At 67.1% G+C, this 13974-nt stretch carries 14 protein-coding genes; 11 read left to right on the top strand and 3 right to left on the bottom strand.

Going from position 1 to position 13974, the window contains the following annotated elements:
- Positions 1–19: 19 nt before the first annotated feature.
- Complete coding sequence (locus ACZK13_RS18215) at positions 20–1114, top strand: helix-turn-helix domain-containing protein (RefSeq protein WP_253143443.1); 1095 nt, start codon at positions 20–22, stop codon at positions 1112–1114.
- Between the two features lie 35 nt (positions 1115–1149).
- Here ACZK13_RS18215 and ACZK13_RS18210 read toward each other — a convergent pair whose 3' ends face one another.
- Entirely contained in the window at positions 1150–1632 is a 483-nt protein-coding gene (locus ACZK13_RS18210; protein WP_006471121.1) for a YajQ family cyclic di-GMP-binding protein, read from the bottom strand.
- Positions 1633–1851: 219 nt separating this feature from the next.
- Between ACZK13_RS18210 and ACZK13_RS18205 the strand changes: the two genes are divergently transcribed.
- From ACZK13_RS18205 to ACZK13_RS18195, 3 genes are all read left to right on the top strand, one after another.
- Positions 1852–2748, top strand: coding sequence for a DMT family transporter (locus ACZK13_RS18205; RefSeq protein WP_478482034.1), 897 nt, complete (start codon positions 1852–1854; stop codon positions 2746–2748).
- A gap of 200 nt (positions 2749–2948) precedes the next feature.
- Positions 2949–3956 carry a methionine ABC transporter ATP-binding protein gene (locus ACZK13_RS18200; RefSeq protein WP_032129022.1) on the top strand — a complete coding sequence of 336 codons (1008 nt, stop codon included), beginning with the start codon at positions 2949–2951 and terminating at the stop codon, positions 3954–3956.
- Positions 3953–4642: a methionine ABC transporter permease gene (locus tag ACZK13_RS18195; protein ID WP_032129021.1), complete on the top strand. Its 690-nt coding sequence runs from the start codon at positions 3953–3955 to the stop codon at positions 4640–4642. The genes ACZK13_RS18200 and ACZK13_RS18195 overlap by 4 nt, the downstream gene beginning before the upstream one ends.
- Before the next feature lie 122 nt (positions 4643–4764).
- Here ACZK13_RS18195 and ACZK13_RS18190 read toward each other — a convergent pair whose 3' ends face one another.
- Complete coding sequence (locus tag ACZK13_RS18190) at positions 4765–5367, bottom strand: lipocalin family protein (protein ID WP_180838455.1); 603 nt, start codon at positions 5365–5367, stop codon at positions 4765–4767.
- A 127-nt stretch (positions 5368–5494) separates the two neighbouring features.
- Between ACZK13_RS18190 and ACZK13_RS18185 the strand changes: the two genes are divergently transcribed.
- Both ACZK13_RS18185 and ACZK13_RS18180 read left to right on the top strand, forming a co-directional pair.
- Positions 5495–5821, top strand: a complete 327-nt coding sequence (locus ACZK13_RS18185) for a hypothetical protein (RefSeq protein ID WP_049399225.1) — start codon at positions 5495–5497, stop codon at positions 5819–5821.
- 69 nt (positions 5822–5890) lie between these two features.
- On the top strand, positions 5891–7987 hold the full coding sequence (locus ACZK13_RS18180) for a prolyl oligopeptidase family serine peptidase (protein ID WP_049463220.1): 2097 nt from the start codon (positions 5891–5893) through the stop codon (positions 7985–7987).
- A 136-nt stretch (positions 7988–8123) separates the two neighbouring features.
- On the opposite strand, the gene ACZK13_RS18175 is transcribed toward ACZK13_RS18180, so the two are convergent.
- Positions 8124–9311: a pyridoxal phosphate-dependent aminotransferase gene (locus ACZK13_RS18175; RefSeq protein ID WP_125893421.1), complete on the bottom strand. Its 1188-nt coding sequence runs from the start codon at positions 9309–9311 to the stop codon at positions 8124–8126.
- A 192-nt stretch (positions 9312–9503) separates the two neighbouring features.
- Here ACZK13_RS18175 and ACZK13_RS18170 point away from each other — a divergent pair, with 192 nt between their 5' ends.
- The 5 genes from ACZK13_RS18170 (at position 9504) to ACZK13_RS18150 (ending at position 13965) form a co-directional block, all read left to right on the top strand.
- Positions 9504–11615, top strand: coding sequence for a S9 family peptidase (locus tag ACZK13_RS18170; protein WP_049399231.1), 2112 nt, complete (start codon positions 9504–9506; stop codon positions 11613–11615).
- Positions 11616–11669: 54 nt separating this feature from the next.
- A complete protein-coding gene (locus tag ACZK13_RS18165; protein WP_125893423.1) occupies positions 11670–12095 on the top strand; it encodes a YbaN family protein in 426 nt (141 codons plus the stop codon).
- An 82-nt stretch (positions 12096–12177) separates the two neighbouring features.
- Positions 12178–12450, top strand: coding sequence for an LPS translocon maturation chaperone LptM (lptM, locus tag ACZK13_RS18160; RefSeq protein WP_049399234.1), 273 nt, complete (start codon positions 12178–12180; stop codon positions 12448–12450).
- Positions 12443–13294, top strand: coding sequence for a diaminopimelate epimerase (gene dapF / locus ACZK13_RS18155; protein ID WP_125893425.1), 852 nt, complete (start codon positions 12443–12445; stop codon positions 13292–13294). The genes lptM and dapF overlap by 8 nt, the downstream gene beginning before the upstream one ends.
- Positions 13291–13965 (top strand): DUF484 family protein, encoded by a 675-nt coding sequence (locus ACZK13_RS18150; protein ID WP_125893427.1) that lies wholly within the window; start codon positions 13291–13293, stop codon positions 13963–13965. Before dapF ends, ACZK13_RS18150 begins: the two co-directional genes overlap by 4 nt.
- Positions 13966–13974: the final 9 nt, after the last annotated feature.

The raw sequence follows: 13974 nt of genomic DNA, 5'->3' as shown, positions 1-13974 counted from the left end.
GGTGTACGCTGCGTCCATGATGGCCACGACAGTCGGGCAGCAACAACTGGTGGCGGCACGTACCGCTTTCGCCGACGGCGATGCGCGCTCATTGGGCGTGTTGCCGCTGCCGCTGCAGCAGTCATGGCTGCGTTCGCGCGCAGCGGGCCTGCAGCCGGGGCAGGAGCCGGACTATCGGCCGCTGCTGGGCGATGGCCGCCATCTGTCCCATCCCGATGACCGGCGCCTGGCGCGTTGCGTGCAGCCGGAGCTGGAACAGCTCTGGGCGGCCTTCGGTGGGCGTGGCTGGACGATGTTCTGCGCCAACCGCGACGGCATGGTGATCGCGCAGCAGGCCCACGGGCTGGAAGATGCTCCCTTGCTGCGGCCGATCCAGGTCGGGCGACAGCTGGGCGAGACCGAGATCGGCACCACTGCGCCAGCGGTCAGCCTGGCCGACGATGTGCCGGCACTGGTGCGCGGCAACGAACACTACCTGCAGCGGTTCGCGCCGGTGTTCTGCCTGAGCGAGCCACTGCACGATCTCGACGGTCGGGTCTGCGGAGTGATCGATATCACCGGTCTTGGCGAGCGCGATCCCGCGCTGCTGCAGGGCTATTTCCGGCAGGCTGCGCTGGCTAGCGAAAATCGCTTGTTCCACAGCCTCACCGACGTGCATCTGCTCGCCGTGCAACATGATCCGCGCTGGCTGGCGTCACCGCTGCAGGGACTGCTGGCGGTGCAGGAGGATGGCCAGCTGCGTGCAGCCAACCGCGTTGCACGGCGCCTGCTGGGCCTGCCACGGCGCGGGCCGTTGCCGCTGCTGGGTCTGGAAGCGCTGTTTGCCGGTGCCAGTGCGGCGCAACGGCGTCGGCTGCTGCAACCGGGCGCAGCGCATCGGGTCCGGTTGGGCGAGGGCAGTGCGGTCTACCTGCAGCGTCTGCAGGGGCCGCGGGGCGCGACGCACCGGTCTACTGTGCGAAGCACCCCGGCAGACCCAGGCGCGCCGCTGCTGCGTGACCAGCAGCGTGAGGCCGCGCGTCGCGCGGCCCTGGCCGCTGACGGCAACCTCAGCCTGGCCGCACGCCAGTTGGGAATCTCGCGCACCACGCTGTACAAGCTGCTGCGCGATTGACCGCGTAGTCCACCGGGCAGGTCCCGGCGGGGGCATCAGTCGCGGAAGTTGTTGAACTGCAGCGGCAGTTCGAACTTGCCGGCCTTGAGCACGGCGATGGCGTCCTGCAGATCGTCGCGCTTCTTGCCCTGCACGCGCAGCTTGTCGCCGTTGATCTGGCTTTCCACCTTCAGCTTGGCGTCCTTCAGTGCCGCCGCGATCTTCTTGGCGATCTTCTGCTCGATGCCCTGCTTGACGGTGATCTTCTGCCGGGCCTGGGCCAGGTTGGTTTCGATGTCGCCGAACTCCAGGCTGAGCACGTCGATGCCGCGCGCGGCCAGGCGTGCGCGCAGGATGTCGTTCATCTGCTTGAGCTGGAACTCGGTCGGCGCCGTCTGATTGATGACATCGCCATCGCGTTCGAACTTGGCGTCCACGCCCTTGAAGTCGAAGCGGGTGGCCAGTTCGCGGTTGGCCTGGTCGATGGCGTTGGTCAGCTCGTGGGTGTCGACTTCGGACACGACGTCGAAGGAGGGCATGGGCGATGCTCCGCAGGATTCAGTGGCGGTCATTCTATCGTGCTGGCTGCATACCCGTTTTGTGGAGTCGAGCCATGCTCGACTCGCTCCCTCCCTTGTAGCGCCGAGCCATGCTCGGCTGCTTTGTGAAGAGCAGTCGAGCATGGCTCGACTCTACAAGGCGGCCCGCCGAGCATGGCTCGGCGCTACATAAGAGCAACAGGCGGGCGATAATGGGCCATGAACCTGCAACGCTCTCCCTCGCGCGCGGTGACCTGGATGGTTGCGGCGGTCGCCTGTTTCTCGCTGATGGACGCCGGCATGAAGCAGCTGTCGGCCAGCTATCCGACCCTGGAAGTGACCTTCCTGCGTGGTGCGGCTTCGTTGCCGTTCGTGCTGGTCTGGGTGCTGATCAGCGCCGGCCCGCGCTCGCTGATCCCGCGCCGCTGGGGCCTGCACCTGCTGCGTGGTGGGCTGGGCATGGCGATGATCGGCTGCTTCGTGTTCGCCCTGCGTGACCTGCCGCTGTCCACCGCCTACACCATCTATTTCGTTGCCCCACTGCTGATCGCCGCGCTGTCGGTGCCGTTGCTGGGTGAGCGGGTTGGCCCGCGGCGCTGGGTGGCCATCGGCATCGGCCTGGTCGGCGTGCTGGTGGTGCTGCGGCCGGGCGTGGACGGCTTCATTTCGGTGCCGGGGCTGATGGTGCTGGCCGCGGCCACCGCGTATGCCGTGGCGGCGATCACGGTCAGCCTGCTCACCCGCACCGATACCTCGCAGTCGATGGTGGTCTGGTTCCTGGTGATCATGGCCATCGGTGCCGGCCTGCTGGCCCTTCCCGGCTGGGTGCCGCTGCAGCTGGAGCATGCGCCGCTGATCGCCGGCATGGGTCTGGCCGGAGCGCTCGGTCAGATCGCACTGACCAAGGCCTTCCAGCTGGGCGAGGCGTCGATGATCGCGCCGTTGGAGTACAGCGGCCTGGTGTGGGTGATCGGCTGGGACCTGGCCTTCTGGGGCCAGCTGCCGGACAGCTATACCTGGGTGGGCGCGGCGATCATCGTCGCCTCGGGGCTGTACCTGCTGCACCGTGAGCGGGTGAACCGGCAGGAACCGCCGAAGCCGCTGGATCATCCCTGAGCCGGGGTAGTGCCGGCCGCTGGCCGGCAACTCCTTGCCCCGGAGGGATCGCTGCAGGTGCCGGCCAGCGGCCGACACTACCGGGTGCGGGCGACTTAGAACCAAAAGGAATAACATTCTTGCCCATGGCGCGGGCGCGCGACCGCCTGCGCTGGTAGGCTGCACGCCCCCTTCCGTCACCCAGCCGGTGAGCCACGCCCGTGATCGAGTTCCAGCGCCTGCACAAATCCTATGCCGTTGCCGGCCGCGCAGTCAGCGCGCTGCAGCCGCTGGACCTGACCATCGAGGCCGGTGAGGTATTCGGCATCATCGGCCATTCCGGCGCCGGCAAGTCGACCCTGATCCGCATGATCAACCGCCTGGAAGAGCCCAGCGGTGGTCGCCTGCTGATCGGTGGCGAGGATGTCACCGCACTGGACGCGGATGGCCTGCGCGCGCTGCGCAGGCGCATCGGCATGATCTTCCAGCACTTCAACCTGCTGTCGTCGCGCACGGTGGCCGGCAATGTCGCCTTCCCGCTGGAGCTGGCCGGCACGCCGAAGGCGGAGATCGACGCGCGCGTGGCCGAGTTGCTGCAGACCGTGGGCCTGGAGGCGCATGCGCAGAAGTACCCCGCACAGCTGTCCGGTGGCCAGAAGCAGCGCGTCGGCATCGCCCGTGCGCTGGCGACACGCCCGCAGATCCTGCTGTGCGACGAGGCCACCAGTGCGCTGGACCCGCAGACCACCGCCTCGGTGTTGTCGCTGCTGTCGAAGATCAATCGCGAGCTGGGCCTGACCATCGTGCTGATCACCCACGAGATGGATGTGATCCGCCGTGTCTGCGACCGTGTCGCCGTGCTCGACGCCGGCCAGATGGTCGAGACCGGGCCGGTCACCCGGGTGTTCCTGCATCCGCAGCACCCGACCACGCGCCGTTTCGTCAGCGAATCGGAGCACGTGGACGAAGGCGCGCTGCATCGTGATTTCGATGCCGTCGGTGGCCGCATCGTGCGGCTGACCTTCCTCGGCGGAGACACCTACGAACCCCTGCTCGGCAGTGTCGCGCGGGAGACCGGGGTCGACTACAACATCCTGTCCGGCCGTATCGACCGGATCAAGGACACCCCGTATGGCCAGCTGGTGGTCGCCCTGGTGGGCGGTGACCAGTCCGCCGCGCAGGCCGCGTTCGTGGCTGCCGGCGTGCACGTTGAGGAGCTGCGTCGATGATCATCGCCACTGCCGGCGGATTCTTCCGCCACCTGGATGCGGGCAAGTGGGCCGACATCGGCCAGGCCACCATCGACACCCTGCTGATGCTGCTCGGTTCGCTGCCGCTGACCCTGGCCATCGGCCTGCCGCTGGGCGTGCTGCTGTACCTGTTCGGCGCGCCGCAGATGAAGCGCCGTCCGTTCGCCTACGGCGTGCTGGCGCTGGTGGTGAACCTGTTGCGCTCGGTGCCTTTCATCATCCTGATGATCGTGCTGATCCCGGTCACCCTGTTCCTGATGGGGACGTCGCTGGGGGTACGCGGTGCGATCGTGCCGCTGGTGATCGGTGCCGCGCCGTTCTACGCGCGCCTGGTCGAAACCGCATTGCGCGAAGTGGACCGTGGCGTGATCGAAGCGACCCAGTCGATGGGTGCCACCACCTGGCAGCTGGTCACCCGCGTGCTGCTGCCCGAGGCGCGCCCCGGCCTGATCGCCGGTGCGACGGTCACCACCGTGGCGCTGATCGGCTTCACCGCGATGGGCGGCGCGATCGGCTCCGGCGGCCTCGGCGACCTGGCGTTCCGCGACGGCTACCAGCGCTCGCACACCGACGTGGCCCTGGTTACCGTGGTCCTGCTGCTGGTGCTGGTGCAGCTGCTGCAGATGCTCGGCGACCGCCTGGTCGCGCATTACAGCCGCAAATGACGAGGCGCCGGGGCGCTGCCCCCGGCGTCGCCCGGTGCATCGCGGCAGCCGGCCAGCGGCCGGCTCTACCCCATTGCCTGGAAACGGTAGTGCCGGCCGCTGGCCGGCAATCCCACCTGCAATCAACGCACGTTCGGTACTTCGTAGCCCAGCTTGCCGACCTGCTCCGGGTGCTGCGGCACGCGCTTGAGCTTGTCGGTGTTCACGCCGTACTCGTCACGCAGGCGCTCGGCCAGCTCCTTGTACAGGGCTTTGTCCATGTCCGGCGTACGCGAGAAGATCCAGGCCATTTCGCGGCCCGGGTAGCCGATCAGTGCCCACGAGTAATCCGGCGCTACTTCCAGCACCCTCGAATGCGTAGGCACGACACGGTAGAACCAGGTGCGCCAGCCGTGGTTGCCGCTGTCCGGGTCGACGCTGGCGCGGGCACGCACTTCCTGCAGCGGTTCGCCGAAGCCATCACGGTAGCGGTAGGTAATGCCGACCTTGTGCTCGTCGCGCAGTTCGTAGTTATTGACGCTGGCCACATGGCCGCGCTCGATGAAGTTCGGCACGCGGCCGATCACGTACCAGGTGCCCATGAAGCGCTTCAGGTCGATCGGTGCGTCCAGGGCAGCCGCACCAGGGGCGCTGGTACGGGGCGACGGCGGCTCACTGGCGGCCACGGCGGGGCCGGCCAGGGAAAGGGCCAGCAGCGCGGCGCAGAGCGGGCGGATCGAAGTCATGCGGGAGCGGGCTCCAGTGGGCTTGCACGCGCATGGTCGACTGTGTGCACGCGATCCGTCAATGGTGTCGCAACCTGTGAGAAGGGGGTTGCCCATGCTGTGTTGCATTGTCCACCGGAGAAGCCCCATGAACGCACGTTCCGTCCGCCGCTCTGCAACTGAACGCGTCATTCTCGAGCGTGCCGACCCGCGCCTGCTGCGCAGCGTGCAGCAGCTGGCCCTGGCCGGTATGGCGCTGGTACTGGTCTGGCCGGCCGCGCGCGGCAGCAGTGCCTGGCTGGGCTGGCTACCCATGTGGCTGGTGGGCATGCCGCTGGTGGCCTGGTGGGCGTTGCTGCGCTTTCCGTTGCCGCGCCTGTCGTGGCTGCGGCTGGCGCGTCGTACCGGTGGACAGGCACGTCGCCGTAGCGGCGGGGCGGCGCGAGGCCGTCGCGGCTCCACCGCCGCGGCCTGACCTTCGACACGGGGGCGGCCGCGGCGATCCATGCTAGCGTTCCACGGCTTATGACTGCCTGGAGCTGCAATGTCTCGACTCGCTTCCGCCTGCCTGCTGGCCGGCATGATGACCGCTGCCTCGGTGGGGACCGCCGTGGCCGCTGAAGACACCGATCGCTACGCCTGGCTCGAAGACGTCACCGGCGACAAGCCGCTGACCTGGGTCAAGGAACAGAACGCCAAGTCCGAGGCGCGCCTGGCGCAGACCCCGGCCTTCAAGCAGATGGAGACCAGCATCCGCGAGGTGCTCGACTCCGATGCCAAGATCCCCGGCGTGCAGAAGATCGGCGACTACTACTACAACTTCTGGAAGGACCAGCAGCACGAGCGCGGCCTGTGGCGGCGCACCACCCTGGCCGAGTACCGCAAGGCCTCGCCGCAGTGGGAAACCGTGCTCGACCTGGATGCGCTGAACAAGGCCGAGGGTGAGAACTGGGTCTGGCACGGCGCCGATTGCCTGCGCCCGGATTACAGCCGCTGCCTGATCGCGCTGTCGCGCGGTGGCGCCGACGCCGACGTCACCCGTGAGTTCGACCTGGCCAACAAGACCTGGATCAAGGACGGCTTCTTCCGTCCCGAGTCCAAGGGCGGCCTCAACTGGGTCGACCGCGACACCGTGTTCGTCTACACCGACTTCGGTGCGGGCTCGATGACCACCTCCGGCTACCCGCGCGTGGCCAAGCTGTGGAAGCGCGGCACGCCGATGACCTCGGCCACCGTGGTGTACGAAGGCAAGCCGGAAGACATGTACATCGCGGCGATGCACGATGACACCCCGGGCTTCGAGCGCAACCTGGTCAGCCGCACGCTGGCGTTCTACAACAACGAGCTCTACCTGCGTGGCGACGATGGCACGCTGACCAAGATCGACGCGCCGAACTCGGCCGAGAAGGGCCTGCACAAACAGTGGCTGACCCTGGAACTGCGCGATCCGTGGACCGTAGGCGGCAAGACCTACGCGTCCGGTTCGCTGCTGGCGACGAAGCTGGACGACTTCCTGGCCGGCAAGCGCGACTTCGAGGTGCTGTTCACCCCGACCGCGACCACCTCGCTGGCCGGCGCCACCTGGACCAAGAGCCACCTGGTGCTGAACGTGCTGGATGACGTCAAGAACCGCCTGTCGGTGCTGACCCCGGGCGCCGATGGCTGGCAGACCAGCCGCTTCGTCGGCGCGCCGGCCTTTGGCACGCTGGCGGTGGGCGCAGTGGACAGCAACGACAGCGATGCGGTGTGGCTGACCGCCACCGACTACCTGACCCCGACCACGCTGGCTCTGGCCGAGATCGGCCAGGCGCCGGAAACGTTGAAGACCATGCCGGCCTTCTTCGATGCCAAGGGCAAGGTGATCGAGCAGCACTTCGCCACCAGCAAGGACGGCACCCGCGTGCCGTACTTCGTGGTGCACGACAAGGCGATGAAGCTGGACGGCTCCAACCCGACCCTGCTGTACGGCTATGGTGGCTTCGAGATCTCGCTGACCCCGAATTACTCCGGTGGCATGGGCCGCGCCTGGCTGGAGAAGGGCGGTGTGTACGTGGTCGCCAACATCCGTGGTGGTGGCGAGTACGGCCCGCGCTGGCACCAGGCAGCGCTGAAGCAGAACCGTCACAAGGCCTATGAAGACATGGCTGCGGTGGCGCGCGATCTGGTCAAGCGCAAGATCACCAGCGCCAAGCACCTGGGCGTGCAGGGTGGCAGCAACGGTGGCCTTTTGACCGGCAACATGCTGACCCAGTACCCGGAGCTGTTCGGTGCAGTGGTGGTGCAGGTGCCGCTGCTGGACATGAAGCGCTACAGCCACCTGTTGGCCGGTGCCTCGTGGATGGCCGAGTACGGCAACCCGGATACCAGCGACTGGGAGTTCATCAAGACCTTCTCGCCGTACCATCTGTTCAACGAGAAGAAGAACTACCCGCCGGTGCTGTTCACCACCTCCACCCGCGATGACCGCGTGCACCCGGGCCATGCCCGCAAGATGGCGGCGAAGATGATCGACGCCGGCAAGGACGTGACCTACTACGAGAACATCGAAGGTGGCCACGGCGGCGCAGCCAACAACGCGCAGGCCGCACACATGTCGGCGCTGGCCTACAGCTTCCTGTGGGAGCGGTTGGGCGGTAAATAAGCAGAACGGAAAACGCCGCCCCAGGGCGGCGTTTTTCGTTGGGTTCACGTATCCACGCATGGCGTGGATCTACCTACGTATCGTGCGCTGGGTCAGTAGATCCACGCCATGCGTGGATGCCGTTCGCGCAGATCGATCAGGCGCCCCAGCTCTTCAACCCGCGTGCAATCCGCGCCACCGCCTCCTGCAGCCGCGGCACTTCCTGGGTATAGGCCAGGCGCACATGCTGGTTGGCGCGATGGAAACCGAAATCCAGGCCCGGGGTGAACGCCACGTGTTCGGTTTCCAGGAAGTGCGCACAGAACGCCTGCGCGTCATCGGTGAACGCGCTGACGTCGGCGTACAGGTAGAACGCACCCTGCGGTTCCACTTCGATGCGGAAACCAAGCTCGCGCAGCGCCGGCAGCAGATAGTCGCGACGCTGGCGGAACGCCTCGCGGCGCTGTTCGAAGATCGACATCGATTCCTCGCTGAAGCAGGCCAGTGCGGCATGCTGGGCGATGCTCGACGCGCTGATGTACAGGTTCTGTGCCAGCTTCTCCAGGTCCGGCACCGCCGCCGGCGGCGCCACCAGCCAACCCAGCCGCCAGCCGGTCATGCCGAAATATTTGGAGAAGCTGTTCAGCACGAACGCGCTGTCATCCACCTGCAGCACGCTGGGTGCATCCAGGCCGTAGGTCAGGCCGTGGTAGATCTCGTCCACCACCAGATGGCCGCCACGCGCGTGCAGGGCCTGCGACAGTGCCGCCAGTTCGTCGGCGGACAGCACGGTGCCGGTCGGATTGGCGGGGGAGGCCACCAGTGCGCCGACGCTGTCGGCATTCCAGTGCTGTTCCACCAGCGACGGCGTGAGCTGGTAGGCGGTGTCCGGGCCGACCGGAACCAGCTGTGCACCGCCTTCCACCAGGCGCAGGAAATGACGGTTGCAGGGATATCCGGGGTCGGCCAGCAGCCAGTGGCGGCCCGGATCGACCAGCAGGCTGCTGGCCAGCAGCAGCGCACCGGAGCCGCCGGGAGTGACCAGGATGCGTTCGGGATCGATATCCAGCCCGTAATGGCTGCGATAGAAACCACTGATCGCCTGGCGCAGGGCCGGCAGGCCACGTGCGGCGGTGTAGCGGGTATGGCCGGCGGCCAATGCGGCCTGGCCGGCACGCACGACCGGTTCGGCCGTGGTGAAGTCCGGTTCGCCGATTTCCAGGTGGATCACATCGTGGCCCGCCTGTTCCAGCGCCTGCGCGCGGGCCAGCAGGGACATCACGTGGAACGGAGCGATTTCATGGCTGCGCCGGCTGTAGCCCGGCGTGTGGGGCAGGGTACTCATGTGCCCATGGTACGCCGCGCGTCCTGGAAGTGCCGGCCGCTGGCCGGCAACCACCCGCCTCTGTTTATCCCAAGGTTGCCGGCCAGCGGCAAGCACGACCCATGACGATCCGCAGGGTTGCCCGCAACCCTCCTGCAACCCAGACTCGAGCACAAGGACGCCATTGCATTGCGGCTCAAGGAGCCTTATCTCATGAAATCCACCCTCTGCCTGTTGCTTGCCAGCCTGATGACCACCACTGCCACCGCCGCCACGCCGCCCGTTCCGCCGGATGCCGCCAAGCATCCGCATGTGGTCAAGGCGCCGTTCGGCGCGACCCGCAACGACGACTATTACTGGCTGCGCGACGACAAGCGCGAGAACAAGGACATGCTGGCCTACCTGCAGGCCGAGAATGCCTACGCCGACCAGTTGCTGGCGCCGCTGAAGCCGCTGGAAGACACCCTGTACAAGGAGATCGTCGGCCGCATCAAGCAGGACGATTCCAGTGTGCCGGCGCGCGAGCGCGGCTACTGGTACTACAGCCGCTTCGAGACCGGCCAGGACTACCCGATCCACGCACGCCGCAAGGGCGGCATGGATGCCGCCGAGGAAATCCTGCTGGACGTCAACACGATGGCCGCCGGCAAGGGCTACTTCAGCGTCGGCTCGATGGAAGTCAGCCAGGACAACCAGCTGCTGGCCTGGGCCGATGACGATGTCGGTCGCCGCCAGTACACCATCCGCTTCAAGGACCTGGCCACCGGCAAGGTGCTGCCCGATGTGATCACCGGCAGCTCCGGCGACCTGGTCTGGGCCGACGACAACCGCACCGTGCTGTATGTCGAGAACGATCCGGAAACGCTGCTGACCGTACGCGTGAAGAAGCACGTGCTGGGCACCCCGGCCAGTGCCGACACCGTCGTCTACGAAGAGAAGGACGACAGCTTCTACATGGGCATCGGCCGCACCCGCGACGATCGCTTCATCACCATCGGTGTGCACAGCACCGTGTCCTCGGAAGAGCGCTACGCGCCGGCCAGCGACCCGACCACGTTCACCGTACTGGCGCCGCGCCAGCGCGATGTGGAGTACGACGCTGACCACTACGACGGCCGCTGGGTGATCCGCACCAACGACGGTGCGAAGAACTTCAAGCTGGTCACCGCACCGACCGATGCGACCTCGCGCGCACAGTGGAAGGACTGGATCGCGCATGACGATGCGGTGTTCATCGAAGGCTTCGAGCTGTTCGATGCGTACACCGCCATCGCCGAACGTTCCGAGGGCCTGGAACGCATCCGCCTGCTGTTCAAGGATGGCCGCAGCGACTACGTGAAGGCCGATGAGCCGGCGTACTCGATGGGCCTGGGCGACAACACCGAGGCCGATACGCCGTGGCTGCGCTACGTCTACACCTCGATGACCACCCCGACCACCGTGTTCGAGCTGAACACCGCCACCGGCGAGCGCCGCCAGCTGAAGGTGCAACCGGTGATCGGCTATGACGCGTCGAAGTACGAAACCGATCGTGTCTGGATCACCGCGCGCGATGGCGTGAAGGTGCCGGTGTCGCTGGTCTACCGCAAGGGCTACCAGAAGGATGGCAAGGGCGCGCTGTTCCAGTACGCCTATGGCAGCTACGGCATGTCGATGGATCCGTACTTCAACCAGACCGCGGTGAGCCTGCTCGATCGTGGCGTGGTGTATGCCATCGCCCATATCCGTGGCGGCCAGGAGATGGGCCGCGACTGGTACGAGAACGGCAAACTGCTGCACAAGCAGAACACCTTCAACGACTTCATCGACGTCACCCGCGGCCTGGTGGCGCAGGGCTGGGCGGCGAAGGATCGCGTCGCCGCGTCCGGCGGCAGCGCCGGTGGCCTGCTGATGGGCGCCGTGGCCAACCAGGCGCCGCAGGACTACCGGGTGATGGTGGCGCAGGTACCGTTCGTCGACGTGGTCACCACCATGCTCGACCCGACCATTCCGCTGACCACCAACGAATACGACGAGTGGGGCAACCCCGAGCAGAAGCAGTATTACGACTACATGCTGTCCTACTCGCCCTACGACAACGTGAAGCAGCAGGCGTACCCGGCGCTGTTCGTGGGCACCGGCCTGTGGGATTCGCAGGTGCAGTACTGGGAGCCGGCCAAGTGGGTGGCCAAGCTGCGTGACGACAACACCGGCCATTACCCGATCCTGTTCCGCACCAACATGGAAGCCGGCCACGGCGGCAAGTCGGGGCGCTTCCAGCGCTACCGTGAACTGTCCGAGTCGTACGCGTTCGTGCTGCAGCAGCTGGGCATCGCCCAGCCGTAATGGTGCAGGGGTGCCGGGCGTTGCCTGGCATCCCGAACCGGTATCCTTGCGGCCATGAGCCAGCCCGACCCCTCCGCATCCCGCGATGCTGCCACGCCACCGCGCGTGGTGCGTTTCCGCTGGGCGTGGTGGCTGCTGGCCTACGTCAGCCTGGGCACCGGTATCGTCGGCATCTTCGTGCCGGGTCTTCCCACCACCGTATTCATCCTGATCTCGGCCTGGGCTGCCTCGCGTGGTTCCGAGCGCCTGCACACCTGGCTGCTGCAGCACCCGCGCTTCGGCCCGGCCATCGCCAACTGGCAGGCACACGGGGCGGTCAGCCGCTACGGCAAGTGGATGGCCACGATCACCATGGCAGTGTGCGCCGGCATCATGCTGTGGTGCGTGCCGATCGCCTGGGTGAAGTGGTTCTCGATCGGCAGCATGACCGTGGTGGCGATCTGGCTGTGGACCCGGCCGCTGCCGCCGCCTGCAGATTGAACGCCTGCGGTGGTGCCGGCCGCTGGCCGGCAACCCGATCCCCTGCACCAACCGCTCAGCCGCCAATGGCTATACTCGGGGCATGAAGATCCCCCATCGAAACGCCATCCTGATTCCGCTGGCAGCGGCCTCGCTGCTGCTCCTCGCCGCCTGCGGCAACAAGGGCCCGCTGGTACTGCCGCAGAAGCCGGTGCCGGTGGAAGAAACCGTCGAACCGGTTGCCGAGCCCGCTACCGAAGCGACCCCGGCGCAGACCGAAGGCAGCGGCACCCCGGCCACGACCGTGGAGCCGGCTGCACCGACCACGCAACCGGCGCCTGCGCCTGCGAAGAAGGTGGGCGGCGGGAATGAGTAAGGCCGGTTCCAAGGCGCTGCGCTTCAGCAAGATGCATGGCGCGGGCAATGATTTCGTAGTGATCGACCTGCGTGACGGCACTGCGCCGCCCACGCCTGAACTGGCCGCGCGCCTGGCCGACCGCCACACCGGCGTCGGCTGCGACCAGATCCTGACCATCGAAGCGCCGCGCGCGGAAGGCTCGGTGGCGTCGTACCGCATCTGGAATGCCGACGGTTCCAACTCCGAGCAGTGCGGCAACGGCGCGCGCTGCATCGCGGCCTGGCTGGTGCGTGAGGGCAGTGCGCAGGGGGATCAGTTCGTCATCGACAGCCCGCTGGCCAGTCATGGGGTGAAGGCCCTGGGCGATGGCCAGTTCGCGGTGACCATGGGCGTGCCTGCGTTCGAGCCGGTCAACGTGCCGCTGGTGGGCTTCGCCCATGCACGCGAGGAGTACCTGCTGCCGTTGCAGGGCGAGAGCATACGCTTCGCCGCGGTGTCGATGGGCAATCCACATGCGGTGATCGAAGTGGGCCTGATCGATGCAGCACCGGTCGAGCGCGTCGGTTCGCTGCTGCAGCAGCATGCCTCGTTCCCGCGCTCGGTGAACGTGGGTTTTGCCCAGGTGATGGGCCCGGCGCATGCACGTCTGCGTGTGAATGAACGTGGCGTCGGCGAAACCCTGGCCTGCGGCAGCGGCGCCTGCGCCGCTGCGGTGACCCTGATGCAGCGTGGCCGCCTGCAGCGCGATGCGCGCATCAGCCTGCCCGGGGGTGACCTGCGCATCCAGTGGCCGGGCGATGGCCAGCCGGTGGTGATGGCCGGCCCGACCGCATTCGTCTTCGAAGGGGAGTGGATCGCATGACCGAAACCGTCGACAAGCTCGGGGCCCATGAAGTCGCTGCGTGGTTGCGGCGACATCCCGGCTTCCTCAAGCAGTTCCCGGACCTGGCCCTGACCCTGGTGGTGCCACGCGACGATGGCCCGACCGCGTCGCTGGCCAGCTACCAGCTGGAAGTGCTGCGCGAGAAGAACCGCGAGCTGGCACGACGGTTGGCCGATCTGGGTGCCACCGCCCAGGTCAATGAACGCCTGGCAGTGCGCACGCATCAGCTGACCCTGGCGCTGATGAAGCAGGACAACGCCGCCGACACCCTGCGTGCGATGGCTGCCTCGCTGCAGGAAGATTTCGCCGGCGACCTGGTGCGATTGGTGGTGCACACACCGGTGGCCGGGCTGGAACAGGCCGACTGGCTGCAGGTGATCGCCGCCGATGATGCGCAGCTGGGCCCGTTCCGCGACTGCCTGAACGACGGCGAGCCGATCTGCGGGCGCCTGCAGCCGGAAAAGAATGCCGTGCTGTACGGCGTGCGCAGCGAAGAAGTGCAGACCACCGCGCTGCTGCCGTTGCCGGGCGTGGGCCTGATTGCTGTGGGCAGCCACGACCCGAACCGCTTCTACCCGGGCATGGGCACGCTGTTCCTGCGCATGATGGGCGATGCGTTGGCCACCGGCCTGAAGCGCTTCCCGGGCTGAGCAGGATAC

This window comes from Stenotrophomonas sp. 99219_Sma (assembly GCF_056480785.1).
The sequence above is the reverse complement of the archived record's forward strand: the minus strand, read 5'-3'. Positions and strand labels throughout refer to the sequence as shown.

Bases quoted from the DNA above. Each gene is read 5' to 3' on its own strand.
- ACZK13_RS18205 (WP_478482034.1), top strand. From the start codon at position 1,852: ATGAACCTGCAACGCTCTCCCTCGCGCGCGGTGACCTGGATGGTTGCG.
- ACZK13_RS18150 (WP_125893427.1), top strand. From the start codon at position 13,291: ATGACCGAAACCGTCGACAAGCTCGGGGCCCATGAAGTCGCTGCGTGG.
- ACZK13_RS18195 (WP_032129021.1), top strand. From the start codon at position 3,953: ATGATCATCGCCACTGCCGGCGGATTCTTCCGCCACCTGGATGCGGGC.
- ACZK13_RS18170 (WP_049399231.1), top strand. From the start codon at position 9,504: ATGAAATCCACCCTCTGCCTGTTGCTTGCCAGCCTGATGACCACCACT.
- ACZK13_RS18180 (WP_049463220.1), top strand. From the start codon at position 5,891: ATGTCTCGACTCGCTTCCGCCTGCCTGCTGGCCGGCATGATGACCGCT.
- ACZK13_RS18175 (WP_125893421.1), bottom strand. From the start codon at position 9,311: ATGAGTACCCTGCCCCACACGCCGGGCTACAGCCGGCGCAGCCATGAA.
- ACZK13_RS18165 (WP_125893423.1), top strand. From the start codon at position 11,670: ATGAGCCAGCCCGACCCCTCCGCATCCCGCGATGCTGCCACGCCACCG.
- dapF (WP_125893425.1), top strand. From the start codon at position 12,443: ATGAGTAAGGCCGGTTCCAAGGCGCTGCGCTTCAGCAAGATGCATGGC.
- ACZK13_RS18210 (WP_006471121.1), bottom strand. From the start codon at position 1,632: ATGCCCTCCTTCGACGTCGTGTCCGAAGTCGACACCCACGAGCTGACC.
- ACZK13_RS18190 (WP_180838455.1), bottom strand. From the start codon at position 5,367: ATGACTTCGATCCGCCCGCTCTGCGCCGCGCTGCTGGCCCTTTCCCTG.
- ACZK13_RS18185 (WP_049399225.1), top strand. From the start codon at position 5,495: ATGAACGCACGTTCCGTCCGCCGCTCTGCAACTGAACGCGTCATTCTC.
- lptM (WP_049399234.1), top strand. From the start codon at position 12,178: ATGAAGATCCCCCATCGAAACGCCATCCTGATTCCGCTGGCAGCGGCC.
- ACZK13_RS18215 (WP_253143443.1), top strand. From the start codon at position 20: ATGGCCACGACAGTCGGGCAGCAACAACTGGTGGCGGCACGTACCGCT.